The organism is Micromonospora citrea (assembly GCF_049629545.1).
Lineage (GTDB): Bacteria > Actinomycetota > Actinomycetes > Mycobacteriales > Micromonosporaceae > Micromonospora > Micromonospora citrea_A.
This window is the reverse complement of record NZ_JBNADX010000003.1, coordinates 289,673-313,692: the sequence shown is the minus strand read 5'-3', so window position 1 is coordinate 313,692 and position 24,020 is coordinate 289,673. Positions and strand designations below refer to the sequence as shown.

Genomic DNA, 24,020 nt, shown 5'->3' with positions numbered 1-24,020 from the left:
ACAGGGACGTCGGCCGGGGCTCGACCATGTTCGCGCCCCTTCCAGGTCGGCGCACCCGGACGCCGCAGGATCGCCGACGTCCTCGCCCGCTACTCGCCCGAGCTGTTCGGTCGGCTCTTCGGCCACGTCACCCACGCCGCACCCATCTGACGCGAGGCCACCGAGGGGATCCGCAGGCACCGCCAGAACCCCCGTAGCGTCGATGGGGGTCGGAGGCAACGCGGAGGGACAGCATGAAGCGTCGGAACGGGGTCCGGGTGGCGACAACTTCCTGCTCGGCCACCCGCCCAGCTGGACCATCGTCGGACGTACCCCGTTCGACAACCCGGTATCGATCGACCAGGACCTCGAAGCGGCAGTGGCGATGACCACCAGCGGCATGCGCGACCCGCGGATCGACCTGGTGCTCTCGGGCCACGTCCACCTTCACGAGATGCGCGACTTCGGCGCCACCACCCTCACCCGTCGCCCGCCCCAGCTCACGGTGGGCGCCTCCGGCACCGCGCTCGACCAGAAGACCCGGCAGGACAGCGCCATGATCGGCAGACCCGTCGACGGCGTCCCCGTGGGGCACCTCGTCACCGTGCAGGAGTTCGGCTACGCGGTCCTCCGGGGCACCGGCACGACCTGGAACCTACGGTTCCTCAACCAGTTCGGCACCCTGGCGCCGAGCACGAACTGCGACCTCGTCGGCGCCCAGTTCCCCAACTGCGTCTGACGACGCGCCACCGGTCGGGTTGCGGCGACCGCACGAGGCCGTCGAGCGGTGACAGGTGCGGATGAGCGGGGTCCCGGCAGGGTCCACCGGGCCCTGTCGACGAACTGCTCACCCGCACCTGTCACCGGGCCCCTAGCGGGCCGGCACGGCCGTGCAGGTCAGGGTCGGCACCGGGTTGGTGCCGGTCCAACTGCCGATGAAGCCGAAGCTGGTGCTGGCCCCGACGCCCAGGGCGCCGTTCCAGTCGGCGTTGCGGACCACCACCTGCGTTCCGGTCTGCGTGACGCTGCCGCCCCAGAGCTGGGTCACCTTCTGCCCGGCGGTGTAGTTCCACACCACCGACCAGGCGCTGGTCGACGAGCCGCCGTTGTTGCGTACCGACACCTCGGCCTGGAAACCGCCCTGCCAGGATCCGGTGACCTTGTAGGTGGCCGTGCAGCCGCCCGCCGGGACCGGTGTGGTCGGGGCGGAGCCGGTCGGCGACGGGCTCGGCGAGGTGGGCGACGGGCTCGGCGAGGTCGGGGTCGGCGCGGGGGTGGTCGGCGTCGGGCTCGGGGTGCCGCCGAGCCGGTCGGCGACCAGGATGCCGCGACCGTTCGTGCCCAGGTAGACCCGGCCGTAGACCCGGGGGTCACCGGTCAGCGCGTCGCCGGCGTTGCCGTACTGGTGCTGGTCGTCGTTGATCCGGACCCAGGCCGCGCCGGCGTTGTCCGACCGGTAGACGCCGTGCTTGCCGTCGACGGTGCCGAACAGGTACAGCGCCGGGTACGTCTGCCCGGGAGCCGCCTTGCCGAAGCCGATGTTGCCGGACGTGGTCACGGTGGAGAGCTTGGTGAAGCTCGCCCCCGAGTCGGACGAGCGCCAGAGCCCACCGGAGCCGGCCAGCCACAGCTCCCCCTCCCGGCCGGGCACCGCCTTGAGCCGGCCCGTGGCCGGCAACCCGGCGGCGGCCGAGGCGGTGAAACCGGCCCCGCCGTTGGTGCTGACGTAGACCTTGCCGTTGCTGAGGCCGTAGAACTTGTTCGGGTTCACCCGGTCGGAGGCGACCCGCGCGTTCGCCGGGATGCCGGTCGACGCGGTCCACGAGGTGCCGTGGCCGACCGAGTGGAGCACGGCCGCGCCGGAGTCACCGGGCGCCCAGACGAACCGGCTGCCGTCGGCGGCGGCGGCCACCATGCCGCCGTTGGTGATGCCGGCCGGCTCGCCGCCCTGGAACCAGGTCACCCCGCCGTCGGTGGAGAAGGCGACGTGGCTGTCCCCCGGCCGGTCCGCGTCCTTGAAGCTGCCCGCCCGGACGATCACCGCCGGCTTCGTCTCCGCGTAGTCCAGGTCGTGCGGGCTCCAGTTCGGGCCCCGGTACGTCCAGCCCGGCACGACGTCGAGGTCGTCGTGGCGGAATCCGGCGATGTCACCGATGGCGCTGTGCAGCGGGGCGCCGGACGGCGGGCTGATCAGGTCGAGGATGGCGGTCTCCTCCAGCCCCTTCACCATCGGCCTGATGGTGAACTTGTCACCGGTGTCCCACTTGGTGAGGTCGGTGGTGCCGTAGATGGTCGCGCCGGTGCCGTACATCATCCGGTCCGAGTCGTGCGGGTCGATCTCCACCGACTCGTTCATCCAGCCCAGCTTCGGCGAGGTGTCCGGCGGAGCGGGGTTGTCGTTGCCGAAGGTCAGCCACGGCACGGACGAGGCGTCCATCGTGTAGCGGAAGCTGCGGTTCGGGTAGTTGGTCCAGTCCCAGATCCGGGTCCAGGTGGCGCCCCGGTCGGTGCTGCGCCAGAACTGGGTGTCCGGCCACCAGGCGACCTGACTGGCCACCATGACGGTGTCGGGGTCCTGCCGGTCGACGGTCAGCCCGGAGTAGCCGAAGGTGTTGCCGCTGTCGGTCGACGGGACCGGGCTGATCCGGGTCCACTGGCCGGTGGCCCGGCTGAACCGCCACACATCACCCTTGCCGCCGTCGTACGGCCCACCGGTGTCACTGGTGGCGATGTAGAGGAAGCCACCTTCATGGTCGACCACACCCTTGTGCGGGAGGTACCCGGTGGGTGCGCCCGGCACCGGTTCCCAGGTCACACCGGCATCGGTGCTGCGGTAGACGGGGTGCTGCTTGTCCGCCACCCCGACGTAGATCGTCCGGGTCGCGGCGCCGGCCGTACCGGTGCTCTCGTCGAAGCTCACCCAGACGACGCCCTGGTTGTTGGCGTCGGCCGCCGGATAGTTGCCGGCGTTCGGGAAGGCGGTCACCCGGGCCCAGGTGGCCCCGTGATCGGTGCTGCGCCACAACCCGTTGCCGCCCGGTGCGCCGAGGTAGACGATGCCGTTGCGGTTCGGGTCGACGGCCAGCCGCTCGCCCATGCCCCGGCCGGGCATGTTGCCGCCCAGGTGGAACGGCAACTCGCTGACCTGCCAGGTGGCGCCCTTGTCGGCGGAGCGCAGCACGGCGCCCTTGTTCGGGTCCCAGCCGTTGGTGTACATGCCGACGGCGGCGTACACCCGGTTGGTCTGCACCGGGTCGGTGGCGATGCTGGCCACTCCGTTCCAGCCCCACTTGTCGACCCCGACCCAGTCCAGCAGCGGCGTCCACGACTGGGTGGCCTGCTCCCAGCGGTACGCCCCGCCGATGTCGGTCCGGGCGTAGACCAGGTTCTTCTCGGTGGGGTTGAAGACGATGCCGGGGACGAACCCGCCGCCGTCGATCCGGACGTTCTTCCAGGAGTACGGCTCGGCCGCCGCGGCGGCGGCGGGTGTGGACGGTGCGACGGTGAACTGGACGGCCACCAGGGCCGTCGCGGCGGCGAGCACGGACGTGACCGCGCCGACGAGACTTCTCCGCATCTGCGGTTCCTCTCGGGGATGCCAGGTGTGGTGGGGATGCGACGCCCGGATCGTCGAGGGGCGGAGAGCTGCCCTGGCTCTCCGCCGGCATGCTGGCTCCCGCTGCCGAGGACGACACCGTAGCCACGGCGAGCGCTAACATGGAAGCGCTCCCACGCCCCTAGGGATCGAGGCGGTAGACCAGCCCGTCGGCCACCTGCTCACGGCGGATCCCCAGTCCGTCGGTGGGACGGGCGGCCGCGTCCTGCCAGGGGGTGCCAGCGGCGTACCGGGGCAGCAGCACCACCGTACGCACCCCCGCCGCCCGCAGGTACGCCACCGAGGCGACGTCCGGGAAGCCCAGCGTGGCGTCGCGGGTCCGCCGCTGGCTGGCCGGGGTGAACGAGGCGAACCCGTTGACCGTGCGCGGGAAGCCGTCGGTGGACCAGAGCATCACGTGGTAGTCCCGGACGCCGCCCAGCGGCAGCACCAGCACCGGGCCCCGGACCCCGCGCAGCGCCGCCGGCTCGGCCGGCACCGGCACGTGCGGGGTGCGGTTGACCCCCTCGACCAGCACCAGCAGCACCGGCAGCACCAGCGCGGCCCGGGCCGCGCGCCGCCAGTCGCGGCGACCGGCCGGCGCGGGCTCGCGGACGGTCAGCGCCCCGGCGGCGAGCAGGCCGAGCAGCAACGTCGTCCAGAGCACCAGCCGCCCCGGCGTGCGGATGCCGTCCCAGCCCGGCACGTGCCGCACCAGCGTGACGTAGCCGGGATCGCCGTCACCGCCGAACGTGGTCCCGGCGGCGAGCGCCAGGCTGACCAGCACCCCGGCGGCGAGCGCGAGCCGGTGCCGCAGCCGCCAGGCGGAGAAGACCAGCCCGGTCAGCGCGAGCGCGACCAGCACCACCCCGGGCAGCAGGGTCATCTCCCCGGGGAAGCCGAGCGTGGCGCGGGCCGCCTCGTGCCGCGGGCCCCAGAGCCAGGACTCGGGTGGGGCGGTCAGGAAGCCCCGCACCGGCGGGGAGAACATCTCGACCTGGGCCACCGTCCGTCGCCCGGCCGGATGGCGGGCCACCACCTCGAAGTACGGCGCGGCCATCAGCAGGGTCACCCCGGCGAACCCGGTCGCCCCGGCCAGGTCCGCCAGGAGCAGCCCGCGTGGGACCGCCGGCCGGGTGCGCCGCCACCGCCAGGTGAGGGCGTACGCGGTGGCGACCGTGAGGCAGAGCAGCGCGAGGACGTACGCGAAGGGCAGGCCGATGCCGAAGCCGAGGGTGACCTGCCAGGCGGCGACCGCCCAGCCGGCCGCCGCCCAGCCCGGCCGCACCCGGTCCGGCCGGTACCCGTGCCGCAGTGACCAGCCGTGCCCCCGGGCGAGCATGGCCAGCGCCAGGGCGATGCCGCCCACGCAGAGCACGTGCAGGTGCCCGGCCTGGGCCAGCTTCCAGGGCGCGTACGCGAACGAGGCACCGGCCACCGCCGCCCCCGCCCGACCGGCCCCCACCTGCCGGGCCAGCGCGTACGCCCCGACGAACGCCAGCGCGTGGGTCAGCACGTAGAGCAGGTTGTACCGGATCACGGCGGCCACCGGCCCCTCGCCGACCAGGGCGAACGGGGCGAAGCCGAGCAGGGTGTCGGAGTAGGCGTAGGTGTACGGCTCGGGGAAGAACGTGTTCGAGTGCCACAGCCGCGCCGGGTCGGTGAGCAGGGCGTGCCCGCCCCAGGCGATCTGCCAGGCCTGCAACGTCGGGTCGCCGGTGTCCTGCGGGATGGCGCCGGCCGGGTCGCGCAGCGTCGGCCAGGTCAGCGCGACGGCCAGCAGCAGCCCGGCGAGCACGGCGAGGCTCCACTCGTGCCGGGCCGCCCGGCCCGCCCACCGGCCCGCCCACCGCAGCCCTCGGCCGACGCGGCGGGCGACCATCCGGCCCCGGTCCACGTCCATCCGTCCCCTCCCGCGCGCCGATCGCCAGATCCTGCCCGAGCCGGGCCGGGTTGTCGACGCCACCGCCACCCGGCCGCGCCGGCCCCGCCCCGGGTTCGGCGCGCATCCGGGTGCAGAGCGCTCTGCACCCGCCGCCGCGACACCCGGGCACCCGGGACGACCCGGCCGCCCGGGACGACCCGGGCACCCGGGAAGACCCGGTGGCCCGACCGGCGGGGCTCATCCGGAGCGGGCGAGGGCGACTCACCCCGGACGGCGACAGGATCGCGGTCGGCGGGCCGCACGGCCGCCGGAAATGCCCCGATCCTGCTGAGGAGTGAGCGCATGGCCACCGCGACCACCGTCACCCGTACCGACCAGGACATCCAGACCGACGTGCTCGACGAGTTGACCTGGGACCCCCGGGTCGGCCCGACCGAGGTGGGGGTGACCGTCACCGAGGGGGTGGTGACGCTGACCGGCTGGGTGGACAGCTACGCCGCCAAGTGGGCCGCCGAACGGGCCGCGCACCGGGTGGCCCGGGTCCGGGCCGTCGCCAACGACCTGACCGTCCGGATCGGTCCGTCGGCCGAGCGCACCGACCCGGAGATCGCCTCGGCCGCCGAGCGCGCCCTGGCCTGGGACGCGTTCGTGCCCGTGGAGAACCTGGAGGTCACTGTGGCCGGCGGCTGGGTGACGCTGCGCGGCACGGTCGAGTGGGAGTACCAGCGCCGGGCCGCCGAGCGGGTGGTGGGCCGGCTGACCGGCGTACGCGGGGTGAGCAACGGGGTCACCGTCCGGCCGTCGACCCGGCCGTCCGGGGCCGACCTGCCCGACCGGATCGTCGACGCGCTGGCCCGCAGCGGCGCCACCGAGCCGGACCGGATCAGCGTCCGGGTGTACGGCGACACCGTGGTCGTCGACGGGCTGGTCCACTCGGTGACCGAGCGCGACGAGGTGGAGCGGGTCGTCTGGTCCGCCCCCGGCATCCGGGAGGTGCACAACCATGTCACGGTGGCGCGCTGAGACCACCCGGGCCGGGTGAGCCGCCCTCACCCGGCCCGGCGGCAGGGTGGGAGTCATGACTGAATCCGACGGGCTGATCCGACCCGGGAGCCCGGCCCCCGACTTCTCCCTGCCGGCCACCCCGGACGGGCGGCGCACGGGTCCCGGACGGTTCCGCGGCCGGCCGGTGGTGCTGGCCTTCTACCCCGCCGACTGGACCCCGGTCTGCGGCGACCAGATGGCGCTCTACCAGGCCGCGATGCCGGAGTTCGACCGCTACGACGCGGTGCTGTTCGGCATCTCGGTGGACAGCCTCTGGTCCCACCGCGCTTTCGCCGAGGCCCAGGGCGTCCGGTTCCCGCTGCTGGCGGACTTCGAGCCCAAGGGCGAGGTGTCCCGCCGGTACGGGGCGTACACCGCGCAGGGGCAGTCGGCCCGGGCGCTGGTGGTGCTCGACCGGGACCAGACGGTGGCCTGGAGCCACCTCTCCCCGCCCGAGGTGAACCCGGGCGCCGACGGCATCCTCGACGCGCTGGAACAGCTCGGGGCAGGGCAGCAGGTGGTGACCCGGTGAGCAGCACACCGTTGCAGGTCAACGCTCGACTGCGGATGCCGGTGGACGGCGTCGACCACGTCCGTGGGCCGGTGGACGCGCCGGTGACCGTGGTGCAGTACGGCGACTTCCAGTGCCGATTCTGCGGGGCGGCGTACCCGAACCTCGCCGAGGTGCTGCGCCAGCGGGCCGACACCGTCCGCCTGGTCTACCGGCACTTCCCGATCGCCAACGTGCACCCGTACGCGGAGGCGGCGGCCGAGGTCGCCGAGGCGGCCGGTCGGCGGGACCGGTTCTGGGAGATGCACGACTGGCTCTACGAGCACCAGGACCAGCTGGACCCGGTGCACCTGTCGCTCGGCGTCGAACAGCTCGGGCTGCCGCCCGACGAGGTCGACGCGGAGCTCGGTCGGCAGGCGTACGCCGACCGGGTGCGGCGGGACTTCGTCGGCGGGATCCGCAGCGGGGTGAACGGCACCCCCACCCTCTTCGTCAACGACGTCCGTCACGAGGGCGGGTACGACCTGCCGGAGCTGCTCGCCGTGGTGGACGCGGCCGCCGGCGCCTGACCCCCGCACCCGTCCACCGCCGGGATCGCACCGCCCGGCGGCGGACGGCGCCCGGGCCCCGGCACCGCCCCGATCGGGGTCGAGGGGGCGGGCCGCTCGGCGGTGTCCCCACGACGACACGCCGCCCACCACGGCGATCCGGGCCGGGCGGTCACAGCAGGCGCAGCTCGCGGGCCCGGCGGACCGCCTCGCGGCGGCGGGTCGCGTCGAGCTTGCGGTAGATGTTGCGCACGTGCGTCTTGACGGTGTTGACCGACAGCGACAGCTCGCCGGCGATCTCCACGTTGGACAGGATGCTCTGCAGGTACCGCAGGATGGTCAGCTCCCGCTCGGTCAGCGGCTCGTCCAGCGCCCGTTCCGCCCCGGCCGGCCCCCGCACGGCCGGCTCCTCGGCGCCCCGGACCAGGTCGCTCACCGCCGGCCAGTGCGCGGTGCCGGAGTCGAGGTGAGCGGCGAGCAGGTCGCGTACCGCCGGCTCGGCGCGGGTGAACACCCGCCGGTACCCCTCCGGCGCGGCCAGGTCGAGCACCCGCTCCAGCAGCCGGCCGGCCCGCTGGTCGTCGCCGCCGCGCCGGGCCAGCACCGCGTCCAGCACCCCGGCGGCGAGGCGTACCGGCAGTGGCCAGCCCTCGGCGACCGGGGTGTCCCACTCCGGCAGGGCGTACCCGGCGGCCCGCACGTCACCGGCCCGCAGCTCCACCCGGGTCAGCGCCACCGCCAGCGCCGGCGCCGGGTCGGGCTCCCGCGCCCGGTCGGCGATCAGCGCCCGGGCGGTGTCCACGTCCCCCTGCTCGCCGCGCAGGTCCGCCTCCAGGGCGAGCAGCCGGTCCGCGAGTTCCCCGTCCGGCCGCGCCTCGATGCGCGCGGCGGCCACCAGCCGGGCCGCGGCGGCGGCCTGACCGGCGTCGCGCAGCAGGGTGGCCCGGCAGAGCGCCGCGGCGGCCGCGCCGGTGCTCTCCGCGCCGGCCGCGCCGGTCAGGGCGAGCCGCGCGGTGGCCTCCTCGGGCTGGTCACGGTGCACCGCCACCAGCGCCAACGCCAGGTGCGCGTAGGCGCACTCGGTCCGGCTCGACCAGCCCTGGCAGGGCGGCATCTCCAGCGCCGCCCGGGCGGTCCGTTCGGCTGCGCGCAACTCACCGGCCAGGGCGCGCAGCAGGGCCAGCCGGGCCGCGCAGACCAACGCGGTGCGCGGCCGGCCGGCCTCCCGCGCGGCGTCGTACGCGCCGGCCAGCCGGGCCGCCGCCGCCCGCAGGTCACCCTCGGCGAGATCGACCAGGCCGAGCGCCGCCCCGGCCACCGCCCGCACGTCGGCGTCCTCCCCCGCACCGGTGCGCGGATCGTCGTCCACGGTGGAGCCGGCGGGGGCGCGGGTGCCCAGGAGCCGGGCTGCGGCGGCGCGGACCTCCCGGTGGTCGCCCGCCAGCCGGGCCAGACTCAGTTCCACCGCAGTGGCCAGCCGGCGGAACCGGTCCCGGCGCGGGGCGGGCAGGGACCGCGCCGCCGCCACCGCGTCCCCCAGCCGGGCCTCGGCCGCCTCGGCGTCCCCGGCGTACGCCCGCTCGGCGGCGCAGGCCAGCGCCAGCTCCGGGTCACGGCGCACCGCCTCCGGCGGGGGTGGCGGGGGCGGCGCGACGGCCGGGGCCCGGCGGTCGTACGGGCCGAGTTCCGGCCAGCCGGTGAGCAGCAGCTCGCTCGCCCGGTCCCACTCCCGCGCGGCCAGGGCGTGCCGCAGCGCCTCGGCGGGGCGGTCGTGCGCGGCGTACCAGCCGGCGGCGCGCACATGCAGCTCCCGCCGGTCCCGCTCGTCCAGCCCGCCGAACTCGTCGCGCAGCAGGTCGGCCAGGAGCGGGTGGGCCCGGTACCAGGGCGGGTCGCTGTCGTCGGCGTGCAGGAAGCCACCGTCGCGGGCCAGCCCGGCGAGCACCTGCCCGCCGTCGTCGCGGCCGGTCAGCACGTCGGCGAGGTCCGCCCGCACGGCCGGGCTGACGGCGGTACGTCGCAGCAGCTCCCGCGTCTGCGGCGGCAGCCCGCCAAGCACCTCCGTGCGCAGGTACGCGGCGATCTCCGGCTGGCCGCCGCCGAACCGCTCCGCCCAGCGCTCCGGGTCCGGGCGCTCCCGGACGGCCAGCGCGGCGAACCGCAGGCCGGCCGGCCAGCCGCCGGTGCGCTCCCGCAGCCGGGTGACCGCCGTCGCGGGCAGCGGCGTGCCGTGCGCGACGAGCAGGTCGGCGACCTCGTCGACGGTGAAGGCCAGCTCGTCCGGGCCGATCTCGGTCAGCTCGCCGGCCAGGCGCAGCCGGTGCAGCGGCAGCGGCAGCTCGCCCCGGGCCCCGACGACCAGCCGCAACCGCCCGTCGGTGTGCCGCAGCAGGAACTCCAGCCCGGTCAGCGCGGCCGGGTCGGCGACCCGGTGCAGGTCGTCCACGACCAGCACCACCGGCAGCTCCCGGGCGGCCAGCGCGGCGGCGAGCAGTTCCAGCTGGTCGGGGCGGGGCGTGGTCGCCGGCACGGGCGGCCCCGGCTCGTGCCCGGCCACGCCGTGCAGCGCCGCCGTCAGGTACGCCCAGAGCCGTTGCCCGGTGTCGCCCTCCTCGACCTGCACCCAGGCCGGCCCGGGCTCGGACGCGCCGCGCGCCCAGGCGGCCAGGAGCGTGGTCTTGCCCCAGCCGGCGGGCGCCCGGACCAGGGTGACCGGGCCGGCGGTCCCGGCGTCCAGGCGGGCGGTCAGCCGGGGCCGCAGCAGCAGCGGCTCCGGCGGGGCGGGCGGGGCCAGCCGGGAGGCGAGCAGCGGCGGACCGGCGGACGCCTCGGCCATCCCGTTCGTGCTGCGCTGCTGCGGCATCCGTGCACCCCCGTCGGACGCGTTCCTCCCCCGGTCGGCGGCGGTTACCCGGCCCGCGCCGGTTCACCCCTTCGGGGGGAGCCGAGTTCACCCGGGCCGCGCCGACCATGGGCCTACGTGGGCGACCGGCCGCGCGTGACCGGTCGCCCGTACCGCAACCGGCCCCCGAGCGGCGGGAGGAACAGATGGTACGGATGGGACGGCGGGCCCTGGCGGCACTGCGCGCGCTGGTCGTACCCGGGCGGAGACGCCGGCCGGACGCGGCCGGCGCCGACCCGCGACCGGGCCACTGGCAGGTGGTGACCGTGGACCGGCCGGCGGCCGAGGTGCTGCCCGGCGGGCGGTGGCCCGAGCCGCTGCGCCCGCTGGACGGCGCGGTGGAGCTGTGGCTGCGCCCGGCGCCGGGCGGGCGCGGCACCGAACTGGCGGCCCGCCCGCTGGGCGGGGTGGCCACCCTGCCGGGGATGGCCGCCCACCTGGTCGGTGACGATCCCGGCCTGTTCCTGCGGGAGGCCCTGCGCCGGGTCAAGCAGCTCGTGGAGACCGGCGAGGTGCTGCGTGCGGACCGCTCGCCGGTGGACCGGCCGGCGGTGCCCGGGTGAGGGCGCTGTGCTGGGAGGGCGCGAACTCCCTCGCGGTACGCCAGGTGCCCGACCCGGAGCTGCGCAACGCGCACGACATGATCGTCCGGGTACGCCGCAGCGCCACCTGCGGGGCGGACCTGCCGCTGCTCGACGGGCGCTCGCCCTTCCTCGCCGCCGGGGACGTGCTGGGGCACGAGTTCCTCGGCGAGGTCGCGGAGGTCGGACCGCAGGTGCGCCGGCACCGGGTCGGCGACCGGGTGGTGGTCTGCGCCGCCGTCGCCTGCGGGAGCTGCTGGTACTGCCGGCAGGGGCTGCACTCCTGCTGCGACAACGGCGGCGCTTCCACGGCGGTGACCGAGACGGCCTGGGGGCAGCCCACCGGCGGCTGCTACGGCCACCCCCGCGCCACGGGCGGCTTCGCCGGCAGCCACGCGGAGTTCGTCCGGGTGCCGTACGCCGACGTCGGGGCGTTCAACGTCCCCGAGACGGTCAGCGACGACCGGGCGGTCTTCGCCTCGGACGCCGCCCCGGCCGGCTGGATGGGCGCCGAACTGGGCGAGGTGGGCCCCGGCGACGTGGTGGCGGTCTGGGGCGCGGGCGCGGTCGGCCAGTTGACCGCGCAGGCGGCGACCCTGCTCGGCGCGGACCGGGTGATCGTCATCGACCGGCACCCGGACCGGCTACGGATGGCCGAGGCGCACACCGGGGCCGAGACGCTCAACTTCGAGCTGACCGACGTCCCCGCCGAGCTGCGCGAGCGCAGCGGGGGCCGGGGCCCGGACGTCTGCGTGGAGGCCGTCGGGGCGGCCGACGGCGGTGGCCGGCCGGCCTCGCTGGCCGAGCGGTTCACCGGCCGGCGGGACGGCCCGGTCGAGGACCCGCTCGCCGTGCGGGAGGCGGTGCACGCCTGCCGCAAGGGCGGCACGGTCTTCGTCTCCGGCACCTTCACCGGGTTCGTCGACACCTTCCCGTTGGGGGCGGTGATGAACAAGGGGCTGACCGTGCGCAGCGCCCGGCAGCACGGGCAACGCTGGATCCCGATGCTGCTGGACCGGATGGCCCGTGACGAGCTGCGCACCGAGCACCTGGCCACCCACCGGCTCCCGCTGGAGCAGGGCCCGGCCGGCTACGCGCTGTTCCGGGACCGCGCCGACGGCTGCGTGCGGACGGTCTTCACACCGGAGGGGTGAATCCGGCTCCCGGGTGGCACACTCGGCGGATGCGCGACGACCGCCCGTACGACCTCGTCCTGTTCGGCGCGACCGGCTTCACCGGTGGCCTGACCGCCGAGTACCTGGCCCGGCACGCCCCGACCGGGCTGCGCTGGGCGCTCGCCGGCCGTAATCCGGCGAAGCTGGCGGCGGTCCGCGACCGGCTGGCCGACATCGACCCGGGCCTGGCCGAGCTGCCGCTGCTCACCGCCGACGTCACCGACGCGGCGTCGGTGCGGGCGGTCGCGGAGAGCGCCCGGGTGGTCGCGACCACCGTCGGGCCGTACGTCCACCACGGCGAGCCGCTCGTCGCCGCCTGCGCTGCGGCCGGCACCGACTACGTCGACATCACCGGCGAGCCGGAGTTCGTCGACCTGATGTACCTGCGGCACCACGCCGAGGCGGTGCGCACCGGGGCCCGGCTGGTGCACACCTGCGGCTTCGACTCGATCCCGCACGACCTGGGCGTCTGGTACACACTCAAGCACCTGCCGACGGACGGGCCGGTCACCGTGGACGGGTTCGTCCGGGCCGGCGGCAAGTTCTCCGCCGGGACGTACCACTCGGCGCTGACCGCGTTCTCCCGGTCCGGGGAGATGAGCCGCGCGGCGAAGGCGCGCCGGGCGGTCGAGCCCCGTCCGGAGGGGCGACGGGTGCGCGCCGTGCCAGGGAAGGTGGGCCGGTCGAAGGAGATCGGCCGCTGGGCGGTGCCGCTGCCGACCATCGACCCGCAGGTGGTCCGCCGGTCCGCGGCGGCCCGCCCGGAGTACGGCCCGGACTTCCGCTACCGGCACTTCGCGGCGGTGAAGCGGCTGCCGACGATCCTGGCCGCCGGGGTCGGGATGGCCGGTCTGGTCGGCCTGGTCAAGCTGCCGCCGACCCGGCGGTGGCTGCTGGGCCGGCTCTCCTCCGGCCAGGGGCCGAGCGCCGAGGTCCGGGCGAAGTCGTGGTTCACGGTCCGGTTCGTGGGCGAGGGTGGGGGCCGGAAGGTGCTCACCGAGGTGGCCGGTGGCGACCCCGGGTACGACGAGACCGCGAAGATGCTCGCCGAGTCGGCGCTCTGCCTGGCCCTGGACGACCTGCCGCCCACGTCGGGGCAGGTCACCCCGGTCACCGCGATGGGTGACGCGCTGCTGGACCGGCTCGTCGCGGCCGGGATGACCTTCCGGGTGCTGGACGGGGCGCGCTGAGCCGGCGCGCTTGACCCTCGACCTGGTGCAGGCCACAGGATCCTCGGCGTGGAGAGCGAGCTGCGCAGCATCGGCGAGCTGGCCCGGGCCAGCGGCCTGACGGTCAGCGCCCTGCGGTTCTACGACCGCACCGGGGTGCTCGCCCCGGCGCGGGTCGATCCGGTGACCGGCTACCGCTGGTACACCGACGAGCAGGTGGACCCGGCCCGGCTGGTGGCCGGGCTGCGCCGGGTGGGCCTGCCGCTGGCCGAGATCGGTGTCGCGCTGCGGCACCGGCACGAGCCGGCGGTGGTCGGCCGGCTGCTCGACGCGCACCTGCGCCGGCTGGAGGACGGCCTCGCCGACGCCCGCCGTGAGCTCTCCCGCGTCCGTGCCCTGCTCGTACCCGAGGAGAATGCAGTGACCACCCGACTCGTCCTGTCCCGTGCCGACCTGGCCGCCGCCGTCGACGCCGTCCGCTTCGCCGTCGGCACCGACCCGGACCTGCCGGTGCTGGCCGGCGTGCTGTTCGACGTCGAGCCGGACGGCGTACGGCTGGTCGCCACCGACCGGCACCGGCTGGCGGTGGCCCGGGCCGCCGGCACGGTCGACGGCCCACCCGTACGGGCGCTGCTGCCGGTCGACGCGGTGGACGCGCTGCGGGCCCTGCTGGACACCGGGACCGGGGTGACGCCGGAGGTGGTCCTGACCGTGACCGCCGGTCGGGTCACCGCCTCCGTCGCCGGCCGGGAGGTCACCGCCTCCGCCCTGCCGTACGACTTCCCCGACTACCGGCGGCTGCTGCGCCGGCCGGCCGACGACGGGCCGACCCGGCAGGTCCCGGTCGACGCGGCGGCCCTGCGCGCGGCGCTGCGCGACGGCGCCGCGCCCACCGTCACCCGGGAGCACGAGGGCGTGCCGCTGGCGGTGACCGTGCTCGGCGTCCGCGACGGGGACGGGTGGCGTCTGGTCGGCGCGGACGAGCCGGCCGGGGACGAACCCGACGAGCTGCGCGTCGGGGTGAACGGGGGATACCTGCTCGACGCGCTGGACGCCGCCGGGGCGCCGCAGCTGGTGCTGGAGCTGGACGGCCCGATCGCCCCGCTGGCGATCCGTCGCCCGGACGACACGGACGCCTTCTCCATCCTGATGCCGATCCGCCTCTGACCCGCCCTGCGCCGCGCGGAGGGCTGACGACGACGGCGGGGTGGCCGAGAGGGTCCGCTCCTCCGGGCCGTCCCCGGGCGCAACGGGCCGCGACGGTAGCATCGGGGGGTTACCACCTGACTTCCCGGACGGAGGCGTACGGAGCAGCATGCTCGACATGGAGTTGATCCGGAAGGATCGCGAGGCGGTGGCCACCGCACTTGCGAAGCGTCTGGATCCCGCCGAGGTCAATCGGGTCCTGGACGAGGTCCAGCGGCTCGACCAGGAACGCCGCGCCCTGATCACCGAGATCGACGCCGAGCGGCAGCGCCGCAAGGCCGAGGCGCGGGCGTACGCGGCGGCCAAGCGCGCCGGCGCCGAGCCGGAGGTCTCCGCGCCGGAGGCCGGCCGGAAGCAGCTCGCGGAGCTGGAGTCCGAGCTGGACGGGGTGCAGTCCCGGCTGCGTACCACGATGAGCGAGCTGCCCAACCTGCCCGCCGACGACGTCGTCCCCGGCGGTAAGGAGGCCAACCGGGTGGTCCGGACCTTCGGTGCGCCGCCGGCCATCGAAAAGGTCCGCGACCACGTCGAGCTGAGCCGCACGCTGGGCCTGGTCGACCACGAGCGGGGGGTCAAGCTCGGCGGCTCCGGCTTCTGGATGTACACCGGCCTCGGTGCCCGGCTGGAGTGGGCGCTGCTCAACTGGTTGATCGAGCGCAACATCGAGGCCGGCTACGAGTTCCTGCTCCCGCCGCACCTGCTGCTGGACACCGCCGGCTTCGCCGCCGGGCAGTTCCCGAAGTTCTACGACGACGTCTACCACCTGGACCGGGAGTCCGCGCCGCGCGGGCAGTTCCTGCTGCCCACCGCGGAGACGGCGATCCTCGGGGCGTACCAGGACGAGATCCTGGACACCACGGCGCTGCCACTGAAGCGGTTCGCGTACACGCCCTGCTACCGCCGCGAGGCGGCCGGTTCGCACTCCGACGAGCGCGGCACCGTGCGGGGCCACCAGTTCAACAAGGTGGAGATCTTCCAGTTCACCCTGCCGGAGCAGGCGGACGCCGCGCTGGAGTCGATGGTCGGCCACGTGGAGGGCCTGGTCCAGAAGCTGGGCCTGCACCACCAGACCAGCCTGCTCGCGGCCGGCGACGCCAGCGCCGCGATGAAGAAGACCCTCGACGTCGAGGTCTGGATGCCGAGCACCGGCAAGTACAAGGAGGTGTCGTCGGTCTCCTGGGGCGGCGACTACCAGGCCCGCCGGGCGGCCATCCGCTACCGCGAGCCGGGCGGCAAGCAGACCCGCTTCGTCCACACCCTCAACGGCTCGGCGCTGGCCACCAGCCGGCTCTTCCCGGCCATCCTGGAGCAGTTCCAGCAGCCCGACGGGTCGGTGCTGCTGCCCGAGGTGCTGCACGACCGGCTGGGCACCGACCGGCTCACCCCGGTCCGCTGATCCGCTGACCGAACGACGACGGCGGGGATCGGGTCACCCCGATCCCCGCCGTCCGTTCAGCGCCACCGTGAGCGGCGCCTGACGTCAGCCGGCCAGTGCGGCGACCCGGCGGGTGAGGTCCTCGCCGTCGAGGAAGCCCTGGTGGACCACCCTGCCGTCCCGGTCGATGATCAGGAAGGTGCTCTGCTCGACGATCTCGAAGCGGCGCCAGAGCGCGCCGGCCCGGTCGTCGAGCTGCGGCGTGCCGGCCAGTTCGAACTCGGTGACGAAGTCCTTCATCGCCTTCTGCTCGCCGAGGCCGGCGACCCCGACGATCGGCACGGTGTCCCGGTACTTCGGCGCGATCTCGGCCACCGTCCACGCCTGGCTGGCGCAGGTGGCGCACCAGGGTGCCCAGAACCAGAGCACCACCGGTTTCCCGGCCAGCTCGGCGGCGGAGAACGCCGTACCGTCGAGGGTCTTCGCGCTGAACCGCAGCGCGTCCGGCACCTGCGCCGGGGCCGACGGGGCGCCGGTCGTCGGCCCGCCGGACGGCAGTGGCGAGGTGGTGCCGACCGGGACCACGGCCTCGGTGGCCGACCGCGCCGGGTCGTCGCCGGCCGCGCAGCCGGCGGCGGCGACCAGGACACCGGCCAGCACGGCGGCGGTGGCGACGAGCCGTCCGGGCGGTCGTCGGTCCGGGCGGTTCCTCCGGTACGACCGCATCGGCGTCTCCTCTCGGTACTGACTACTTGTTGGCGTCGACGAGCCGCAACGCCAGCTCGGGGCAGACCTTGACGGCCTTCATCGCGCCCTCCTTGAGCCAGGTCGGCACGGGCGTGGCGGGGAAGGCGGGGTATCCGTTGTGGTCGAGCCGGATGAAGTCGGGCACGACGTGCGCACAGAGCCCGTGCCCGTCGCAGCGGGACCAGTCCAGGGTCAGCTTCTGCGGGTTGGCGTCGGGCGCGCCGGGCAGGCTCATCACGCCCTTGACCCGCTTGCCGCACCCCTCACCGGTGGTGTGCAGGCGCAGGTCCTCGGCGAAGACCTCCATCGCGGACAGCGCGAACCGGGACGTACCGTCGGGGTGGCTGCACGCGCCACGGCCCTTGACGTCGCCGGCGGCGGCCCGGACGACCTCCACCGGCGCGCTGCCGGAGACCGCCAGGTCGACGGCGCGGGCCAGGTCCGGCAGGCCCCGTTTGCACGGCCCGCACTGGCCGGCGGACTCCCCGGCCAGGTAGCGGACCACCTGGGCGGCCTCGCCGAGCGGGCAGGTGTCGGTGCCGAGCGGGAGGATGATGCCGGCGCCGAGCGTGCCGCCGACCCTGGTCAGGCTCCTGCGGGAGACCTCCGCCCGGTCCGCCGCCTCCGGGGTGATCCAGCGGCCGTGGTAGCCACCCATCAGGATGCCCGGCCCCTCCGGCACCTCGCACAGGTCGAGGATCTCGCGCAGCGGGGTGCCGGTGGCGCACTCCACGACGGCGGGGCGCTTGGCCGCGCCGGTCACGGTGAGCAGCACGGTCCCGGGCTCGTCGTCGGTGCCGAGCGCCGCGTACTCGTACGGGCCGAGCCGGGCGGCGATGGCGACCTGGGCGTACGTCTCGGCGTTGGAGAGCAGGGTCGGCAGGTTGCGGACGCCGGAGTCGCTGGAGCGCTTCTTGGTGCCGGGCGGGATGTGCGGCAGCCCGTTGATGCCGTTGACCAGCGCTCCGCCCTCACCGGAGATGAACCGGTGCGGCACGGTGACGATGCTGGTCTCGACGGGCATCCGGCGCTCGGCGAGGGCCTCGGTGAGCGAATCCCGGCCGATCAGGTCGTCGGCGACGCAGAGCACGATCTCCTCGGCGTCCAGCGCGTACGCGGCCAGCGCCGCGCCGTCGAGGATCAGGTGCGGTGCGCGGGTGAGCAGCACCTTGTCCTTCCAGCTCGCCGGCTCACCCTCGGAGGCGTTGACCACCACCACGGCGGGCAGGTCCTGGCGCTCGCAGGACTCCAGCACGGCCTTGACCTTGCGGAAGAACGGGAAGCCGGCTCCGCCCTTGCCCTTGAGCTGGATGCTCTCGGCCAGCCGGAGCAGGTTGGCCGGTTCCATCGGGCCGATCGGTCCGTGCACCATCTCGTGCGCGACCAGGTCGAGCCGGCCGAACTCGGCGAACCCGGCGGTGAGCCGGGGCTCACCGATGCAGGCCACCGGGGGGACCTTGGTCCGGCTCACTTGGCCTCACCCCGCAGCCCCGCCCAGTACGCCCCGTCCACCTCCGCCGCGTTGGCCCGGCGACCCCGCCGGCCCCGGCCCTCGCTGGAGGACCGCAACGCCCGGCGGGAGGCCAGGTCGACCAGGGTGGGGGTGTCGTCGACGGGCAGGTCGTCCCCGGCGTACCGGGCCGGCGGACGCCAGTAGTCCGGCTCCTCCGGCACGTCGTCGTCGACGCTGTGCCGGCCGGCGCCGCTGCGCGGGGTCGCGGAGATCGGCTCGGCCGACACCGGCGAGGTGGCCTCCCAGCGACGAGGGCTGTCCCAGGGCTCCTCGGGCTCCTCCGTGCGCCGGCGGGGCGGCGCGGAGTAGCGGGCGGCCAGGTCGTCGTCGTCGCGACGGGCACGCCGGCCGGTGGAGACCGGACGCTCGTCCTCGTCGTCGAGGCGGGCCCGACGGCCCGTGGAGACGGGACGCACGTCCTCGTCCTCCAACCGGGCCCGCCGACCGGTCGACACCGGACGCACGTCCTCGTCGTCCAGCCGCGCCCGACGGCCCGTGGAGACGGGACGCACGTCCTCGTCCTCCAACCGGGCCCGCCGACCGGTCGACACCGGACGCACGTCCTCGTCGTCGAGGCGCGCCCGACGGCCCGTGGAGACCGGCCGCACGTCCTCCTCGTAGCGGGACCGCCGATTACCGGAGACGGGGGCGACGTCCTCCTCGCCCCGGCGGCGAGCGGAGCGCTCCTCGTCCCGCCGGCGCTCGACGCGCTCCGTCCGCTCGGCGCGGCGGGCGGCGGGCTCCAGATCGCGCTCCCGGCGTCGCGGCTCCGGCTCCTCGACCTCACGGCGGGACCGGCCGGCGCGGACCGACTCGCGCAGGGTGCCCGGCTCGGGCACCACCGGCACGGTGAACCGGTCGGGGTCGCGCCGCCGGGCGGCGCCCGACGGGCCCCACGAGCCGGCGGCGGTGGTCTCCGCCCAGCCGCCCCGGGCGCCCCGGCCGTCCTCCTCGGCCTCGCCCTTCCTGCGGCCGAGGCCGCCGAGCAGCGTGCGGGCCTTGCCGTCCTCGCTGCCCTTGCCGGTCATCGCCGCGTTCAGGACGGCGGCCTGGTGCTGTTCCCGGCTGCGCCGGCCGAGGTAGAGCGAGAACCGGACCAGCAGCGCGATCACCACGAGCACCACGCAGGCCAGGTAGCTCAGGGTCACCCAGGACTTGGCGGCACGGCCGGCGTTGAGGCCGTGGACCAACGCGAACGGCCAGGACACGTACGCCATCGAGTGCAGGGCGCGCCAGAACCACTTCGGACCGACGCCGGCGAAGCGGACCCGGACGATACCGGTCCACAGCACGCTGACCATGAGGAAGGCGGCGACGGTGCCGAGGCCGACGTAGAGGCCGGAGCCGCCGATGAACGGCACCACGGCGTCGGTGGGGCCGGCCCGGCCGATCGAGACCTTGGTGATGACGTGGAAGACCAGGCCGGCGACACCGAGGATGCCGGTGGCCCGGTGCGCGGACTGCAACAGCACCCGGTGCGGGATCTGCAGCACGAGCCGGTCGGTGGCGAGCAGCCCCATCATGACGGTGAGGCTGAGTGAGACCAGGGCCACCACTCCGGCGAAGAACTCCGTGAAGACGAAGCCGTAGGCGTACATGGCACCGCCGTTGCCGGACATCTCGACACCGGCCCACAGCAGGCCGAGGGCGGAGGCGGCCATCAGCGCCATCGTGGACTTCGACGCGGTGCGGACACCACGGCTGCTGGTGGTGGTCCGGACGGTCGCCGCCTTCTGGTTCTGCTTTGCCCGGGCCATCTGCTCCTCGATCATGTCTCACGGCGACGCCGCCACCGGCCGACCTGCTCCTTCATCCAGTACGGACGTCCGGCGCGTACGGATCAGTGCGGGTGTCGAATTTCTCGCGGGATTTTTCGAACCGCCATGGCCCGGAGCGCGTGTAGCGCCCTGCGCAACGACACATGTCCATCCGTTGACAGTTCTTGCAACGCGCTTGTAACCTTGCCGAAAATTTCAGCACGACTCGCAAGAAGTCGTCAGCTGAGCCCTCCCCCGCGCTGCCACCGTCCCCCGCACCCCCAGGAGTACCGATGCATCGTCGTCGATGCCGCTCGGCGCTAGTCGCCCTCGGCGCGCTCGCCAGCCTGCTCGTACCCACCGTCGTCGCGGCACCCCCGGCCGCCGCGACGCCGTCCGGCACGAAGACCGTCATCGCCAACCTCTTCGAGTGGAACTGGCCCTCGGTGGCCGGCGAGTGCACCAACGTGCTCGGCCCGAAGGGCTACGGCTACGTCCAGGTGTCCCCGCCCCAGGAGCATGTCCGGGGCAACCAGTGGTGGGTGGCCTACCAGCCGGTCAGCTACCGGATCGAGTCCCGCAAGGGCACCCGGGCGCAGTTCCAGTCGATGGTGAACACCTGCCACGCCGCGGGCGTGAAGGTCATCGTCGACACGGTGATCAACCACATGTCCGGCCAGGACGCGGGCGGCACCGGCTGGGCCGGCTCGTCGTACGGGCACTACAACTACCCGGGCATCTACCAGTCGCAGGACTTCCACTACTGCGGCCGCAACGCCGGCAACGAGATCACCAACTACAACGACCGGTGGGAGGTGCAGAACTGCGAGCTGGTCAACCTCTCCGACCTCAAGACCGAGTCGGACTACGTGCGGTCGCGGATCGCGGCGTACATGAACGACCTGCTCTCCCTCGGCGTGGACGGCTTCCGGCTGGACGCCAGCAAGCACATGCCGGCCGCCGACATCGCCGCCATCAAGGGCAAGCTCTCCCGGTCGGCGTACATCGTGCAGGAGGTCATCTACGGCGCCGGCGAGCCGATCGGCCCGGGTGAGTACACCGGCAACGGCGACGTGCACGAGTTCCGGTACGGCAAGGACCTGGCCCGGATGTTCAACAACGAGCGTCTGGCGTACCTGAAGAACTTCGGCGAGGCGTGGGGCTACCTGCCCAACGGCAAGGCCGCCGTCTTCGTCGACAACCACGACACCCAGCGCGACGTGGGCGGCGTGCTGACGTACAAGAACGGCCGCACCTACGCCCTGGCCAACGCCTTCATGCTGGCCTGGCCGTACGGCTCCAAGACGGTCCAGTCCAGCTACACCTTCAGCAACCGGGACGCCGGCCCGCCCTCGGACGCCAACAACAAGACCTCGAACACCACCTGCTTCTCCGGCTGGGAGTGCGAGCACCGCTGGCAGGTCATCGCCAACATGGTCGGCTTCCACAACGCCACCCAGGGCGCCGGCGTCAGCAACTGGTACGACAACGGCTACCAGCACATCGCCTTCAGCCGGACCGGCAAGGGCTACCTGACCGTCAACGACGAGGACTCCGCGATCAACGGCCGGTCCTACTACGCCGGGCTGCCGGCGGGCCGGTACTGCGACGTCATCCACGGCACCTTCAGCAACGGCTCGTGCAGCGGGCCGGTGATCACGGTGGACTCCGCCGGCTGGTTCGCCGCCAACATCCCGGCGCACGACGCGGTCGCCATCCACGTGGGCGCCAAGCTGTCCTGACCACCCGACCCCGGCGCCAGGGGCCTCGTCCGACGGATTCCGCCGGACGAGGCCCCTGGTCTTCCTTGTGGCTTAGAGTAGTTTCGTGCTGTTTGACCGTTTGACCTCCCGCTTCGGCGTCGGCCCGCTGGCCACCGCGTTCGGCGTACCGGTGCTGCTCGCGCTCGCCCTGCTGGTCAACTCGGCGCTGCACCACGACCGGGTGGCCCCGCCGGCCGCCCTCGTCCCGCCACCGGCGGCCGCACCGGCAACTGCGACCACCGGACCGACCGGCCCGCCGACGGACGAGCCGGTGCCGGTGGCGGGGCCGGTGCCGGCCGGGCTCGGAGTGGTCGACTACGACCCCGCCCCCGACGGCTTCCCCGCCGACCCGCACCCGGACGACACCACACCGCTGACCGAAGGGCTGTCGCCGACCCGGCGGATCGCCGCGTACGACGCCCCCGGCGGGCGGCCGTTGGCCCTGCTCGCCCCCACCATCAGCGGTGTCGAGCTGACCATGCCGGTGGTGGCGCGACGCACCGGGTGGACGGCGGTGCTGCTCCCCTCGGCCAACCGGCGTATCGCCTGGCTCCCCGAGGGCGGCTGGAGCACCGTGGTGCTGCGCGACCAGATCGTGGTGGAACGCCGGCCGCACCGGCTGACCTGGTACCGGCACGGCGAGGCCGTCGACTCGTGGCCGGTCGCCCTCGGCATGCCGAGGCAGCTCACGCCGCTGGGCCGTACCTTCGTCCTCGGTCGCACTCCCCCGCCCCAGGACGTCTACGGCGGGGTCGACATCTTCGCCCTCGGCGCCATCCCCGACGACCCGGACGCGGTGCCGACCGGCCTGCGCGGCGCGCACATCGGCCTGCACAGCTGGTACGACGACGGCACGCTCGGCCGCAACGTCACCAACGGCTGCATCCGGCTCACCCGCAGCGCCCAGCGCAGACTCCTCGACGAGGTGCCGCCCGGCACCCCGCTGGTCGTGGTCGACGAGCTGCCCACCCCGCCCGCCACCGCCTGAGCACGCGCGGTCACCGCCAGCGGAAACGCCGGGAGCACGGGCCGTCGTGCTCGGGCCGCAGCAGGCAGCGCAGGCCACCGGGCATCCTCCGGTCGCAGAAGGCCCAGTGGCGTACGTTCTGGTCGTCCTCCGCCGAGACGGTGGTGCCGCCCGGCTCGGTCTGCGGCAGGACGTGCGTCCAGTGCGCCACCACCCGGGCCAGCCGCTGGGCGGAGAGCAGGTCGTTGGCGACCACCGGCAGGTGGATGACCCACCGCTCGGCTCGTCGGAGAAGACCAAGGCCGACTCGGCTGCTGCGGCGTCGACGGTCGGCGTCGAGAGGCGCGTCCTGCCCAAGCCCAAGCAGTCCTTCACGCCCTATGTGGACTGGGGATACTGCCATCCGCTCTATTGCAAGGCGGTCTATGGCGGCATGAGGGGTGGGCTCCGCCTCAACATCAAGCGCGACAACGGCACGTGGGGCGGCTGCACGGCCGGGTTCAACGCCCGGTCCGGCGGCGGTGGTGTGAACGGCTGGGGATGGGTGCTGACCGCCGGCCACTGCGTGGTCGGGAAGACCAACAACACCAGGATCCACCACAACGGATACAACATCCTGAACCAGCACGGAGTCGCGGGCGGGTACGTCATGGAGGTCAACTCCTACCCCTACGACTTTGCCTTCCTCAACTACATCAGCGGTACCGAGTCGGGTGCCTGGCTCGAAAACTGGGGTGGGACAGGATACCGAAACAGCGTGCTGAAGTACTGCCGTAACGGCGGCCAGGACAGCAACGCCGACACGCCGTGCGGTCTTCAGGCGACAGAGCAGCGGGTGACGATCAACGGATATCACTCGCTCAGCGCGATCGGGGCCGGCTGGGTCGTCTGCGCGACCGGCAGCGGCTCGGACAGCAAGAACTACCCCGAGTCGTATGACTCGGGTGCGGGCGACGACTACCTCGTCGGCACCCGGTGCGGCAGGGTCCTGTCGAAGGATGTCGGCATCAACACAGACGTGTGCGCCCGGGCGGGAGACAGCGGGCGGGCCACTGTTCAGCCAGATCGACAACAAGGCCTACGGAATCCTTGAGGGCAACCAGCAGAACCGGAGCGGACCATGCGCTCCGGGCGAGAGGAACAACTACGTGGCCATCAGCAAGATCTACGAGCTGATGGACAGTTGGCGAGACAGCGGCTACACCGGTGGCGCGACCTTCCGGATCATCACAAGCACCAACGGCTGATGACGAGTGCGGGCCGTTCCTTGCGAGCGGCCCGCACGTTTATCCATGAGCGCGCA

General features: G+C 74.3%; 18 protein-coding genes and 1 pseudogene. 12 read left to right on the top strand and 7 right to left on the bottom strand.

What is annotated here, in order from left to right:
* Positions 1–202: 202 nt before the first annotated feature.
* Positions 203–718: a hypothetical protein gene (locus ACPFP2_RS05840; RefSeq protein WP_424086830.1), complete on the top strand. Its 516-nt coding sequence runs from the start codon at positions 203–205 to the stop codon at positions 716–718.
* A gap of 132 nt (positions 719–850) precedes the next feature.
* On the opposite strand, the gene ACPFP2_RS05835 is transcribed toward ACPFP2_RS05840, so the two are convergent.
* Both ACPFP2_RS05835 and ACPFP2_RS05830 read right to left on the bottom strand, forming a co-directional pair.
* Positions 851–3,556 carry a cellulose binding domain-containing protein gene (locus tag ACPFP2_RS05835; RefSeq protein WP_424086828.1) on the bottom strand — a complete coding sequence of 902 codons (2,706 nt, stop codon included), beginning with the start codon at positions 3,554–3,556 and terminating at the stop codon, positions 851–853.
* A 160-nt stretch (positions 3,557–3,716) separates the two neighbouring features.
* The gene (locus tag ACPFP2_RS05830; protein WP_424086981.1) at positions 3,717–5,456 is read right to left on the bottom strand and encodes a hypothetical protein; all 1,740 of its coding nucleotides are present in this window, start codon (positions 5,454–5,456) and stop codon (positions 3,717–3,719) included.
* Positions 5,457–5,801: 345 nt separating this feature from the next.
* On the opposite strand from ACPFP2_RS05830, the gene ACPFP2_RS05825 reads away from it, so the two are divergent.
* From ACPFP2_RS05825 to ACPFP2_RS05815, 3 genes are read left to right on the top strand one after another with little or no spacing between them, the layout of a single operon-like run.
* A complete protein-coding gene (locus ACPFP2_RS05825; protein WP_424086826.1) occupies positions 5,802–6,482 on the top strand; it encodes a BON domain-containing protein in 681 nt (226 codons plus the stop codon).
* A 55-nt stretch (positions 6,483–6,537) separates the two neighbouring features.
* On the top strand, positions 6,538–7,035 hold the full coding sequence (locus ACPFP2_RS05820; protein WP_424086824.1) for a redoxin domain-containing protein: 498 nt from the start codon (positions 6,538–6,540) through the stop codon (positions 7,033–7,035).
* A 35-nt stretch (positions 7,036–7,070) separates the two neighbouring features.
* Positions 7,071–7,583 (top strand): DsbA family protein, encoded by a 513-nt coding sequence (locus ACPFP2_RS05815; protein ID WP_424086979.1) that lies wholly within the window; start codon positions 7,071–7,073, stop codon positions 7,581–7,583.
* Between the two features lie 151 nt (positions 7,584–7,734).
* Here ACPFP2_RS05815 and ACPFP2_RS05810 read toward each other — a convergent pair.
* Positions 7,735–10,534: pseudogene (locus ACPFP2_RS05810) on the bottom strand (LuxR C-terminal-related transcriptional regulator).
* A gap of 76 nt (positions 10,535–10,610) precedes the next feature.
* On the opposite strand from ACPFP2_RS05810, the gene ACPFP2_RS05805 reads away from it, so the two are divergent.
* The 5 genes from ACPFP2_RS05805 to serS all read left to right on the top strand — a co-directional run bounded on the left by ACPFP2_RS05805 (position 10,611) and on the right by serS (position 15,991).
* Entirely contained in the window at positions 10,611–11,027 is a 417-nt protein-coding gene (locus tag ACPFP2_RS05805) for a hypothetical protein (RefSeq protein ID WP_424086822.1), read from the top strand.
* The gene (locus ACPFP2_RS05800; RefSeq protein ID WP_424086820.1) at positions 11,024–12,199 is read left to right on the top strand and encodes a zinc-dependent alcohol dehydrogenase; all 1,176 of its coding nucleotides are present in this window, start codon (positions 11,024–11,026) and stop codon (positions 12,197–12,199) included. The genes ACPFP2_RS05805 and ACPFP2_RS05800 overlap by 4 nt, the downstream gene beginning before the upstream one ends.
* 29 nt (positions 12,200–12,228) lie before the next feature.
* On the top strand, positions 12,229–13,410 hold the full coding sequence (locus ACPFP2_RS05795; protein WP_424086818.1) for a saccharopine dehydrogenase family protein: 1,182 nt from the start codon (positions 12,229–12,231) through the stop codon (positions 13,408–13,410).
* A 60-nt stretch (positions 13,411–13,470) separates the two neighbouring features.
* Positions 13,471–14,556, top strand: coding sequence for a MerR family transcriptional regulator (locus tag ACPFP2_RS05790; protein ID WP_424086977.1), 1,086 nt, complete (start codon positions 13,471–13,473; stop codon positions 14,554–14,556).
* A gap of 148 nt (positions 14,557–14,704) precedes the next feature.
* A complete protein-coding gene (gene serS / locus ACPFP2_RS05785; RefSeq protein ID WP_424086816.1) occupies positions 14,705–15,991 on the top strand; it encodes a serine--tRNA ligase in 1,287 nt (428 codons plus the stop codon).
* A gap of 84 nt (positions 15,992–16,075) precedes the next feature.
* Here the strand turns inward: serS and ACPFP2_RS05780 are convergent, their stop codons facing one another.
* The 3 genes from ACPFP2_RS05780 to ACPFP2_RS05770 are packed head-to-tail and all read right to left on the bottom strand — an operon-like array spanning position 16,076 to position 20,002.
* The gene (locus ACPFP2_RS05780) at positions 16,076–16,696 is read right to left on the bottom strand and encodes a TlpA family protein disulfide reductase (RefSeq protein ID WP_424086814.1); all 621 of its coding nucleotides are present in this window, start codon (positions 16,694–16,696) and stop codon (positions 16,076–16,078) included.
* Positions 16,697–16,718: 22 nt separating this feature from the next.
* Complete coding sequence (locus ACPFP2_RS05775) at positions 16,719–18,188, bottom strand: NADH-ubiquinone oxidoreductase-F iron-sulfur binding region domain-containing protein (protein WP_424086812.1); 1,470 nt, start codon at positions 18,186–18,188, stop codon at positions 16,719–16,721.
* Positions 18,185–20,002 carry a hypothetical protein gene (locus tag ACPFP2_RS05770; protein WP_424086810.1) on the bottom strand — a complete coding sequence of 606 codons (1,818 nt, stop codon included), beginning with the start codon at positions 20,000–20,002 and terminating at the stop codon, positions 18,185–18,187. Before ACPFP2_RS05770 ends, ACPFP2_RS05775 begins: the two co-directional genes overlap by 4 nt.
* A 278-nt stretch (positions 20,003–20,280) precedes the next feature.
* Between ACPFP2_RS05770 and ACPFP2_RS05765 the strand changes: the two genes are divergently transcribed.
* Together ACPFP2_RS05765 and ACPFP2_RS05760 are read left to right on the top strand one after the other, a co-directional pair.
* Positions 20,281–21,729 carry an alpha-amylase gene (locus tag ACPFP2_RS05765; RefSeq protein ID WP_424086808.1) on the top strand — a complete coding sequence of 483 codons (1,449 nt, stop codon included), beginning with the start codon at positions 20,281–20,283 and terminating at the stop codon, positions 21,727–21,729.
* 85 nt (positions 21,730–21,814) lie between these two features.
* Positions 21,815–22,738, top strand: a complete 924-nt coding sequence (locus ACPFP2_RS05760; protein ID WP_424086807.1) for a L,D-transpeptidase — start codon at positions 21,815–21,817, stop codon at positions 22,736–22,738.
* 10 nt (positions 22,739–22,748) lie between these two features.
* Here the strand turns inward: ACPFP2_RS05760 and ACPFP2_RS05755 are convergent, their stop codons facing one another.
* Complete coding sequence (locus ACPFP2_RS05755) at positions 22,749–22,979, bottom strand: hypothetical protein (protein WP_424086975.1); 231 nt, start codon at positions 22,977–22,979, stop codon at positions 22,749–22,751.
* Here ACPFP2_RS05755 and ACPFP2_RS05750 point away from each other — a divergent pair, their 5' ends adjacent.
* The gene (locus ACPFP2_RS05750; RefSeq protein ID WP_424086989.1) at positions 22,980–23,810 is read left to right on the top strand and encodes a hypothetical protein; all 831 of its coding nucleotides are present in this window, start codon (positions 22,980–22,982) and stop codon (positions 23,808–23,810) included.
* Positions 23,811–24,020: the final 210 nt, after the last annotated feature.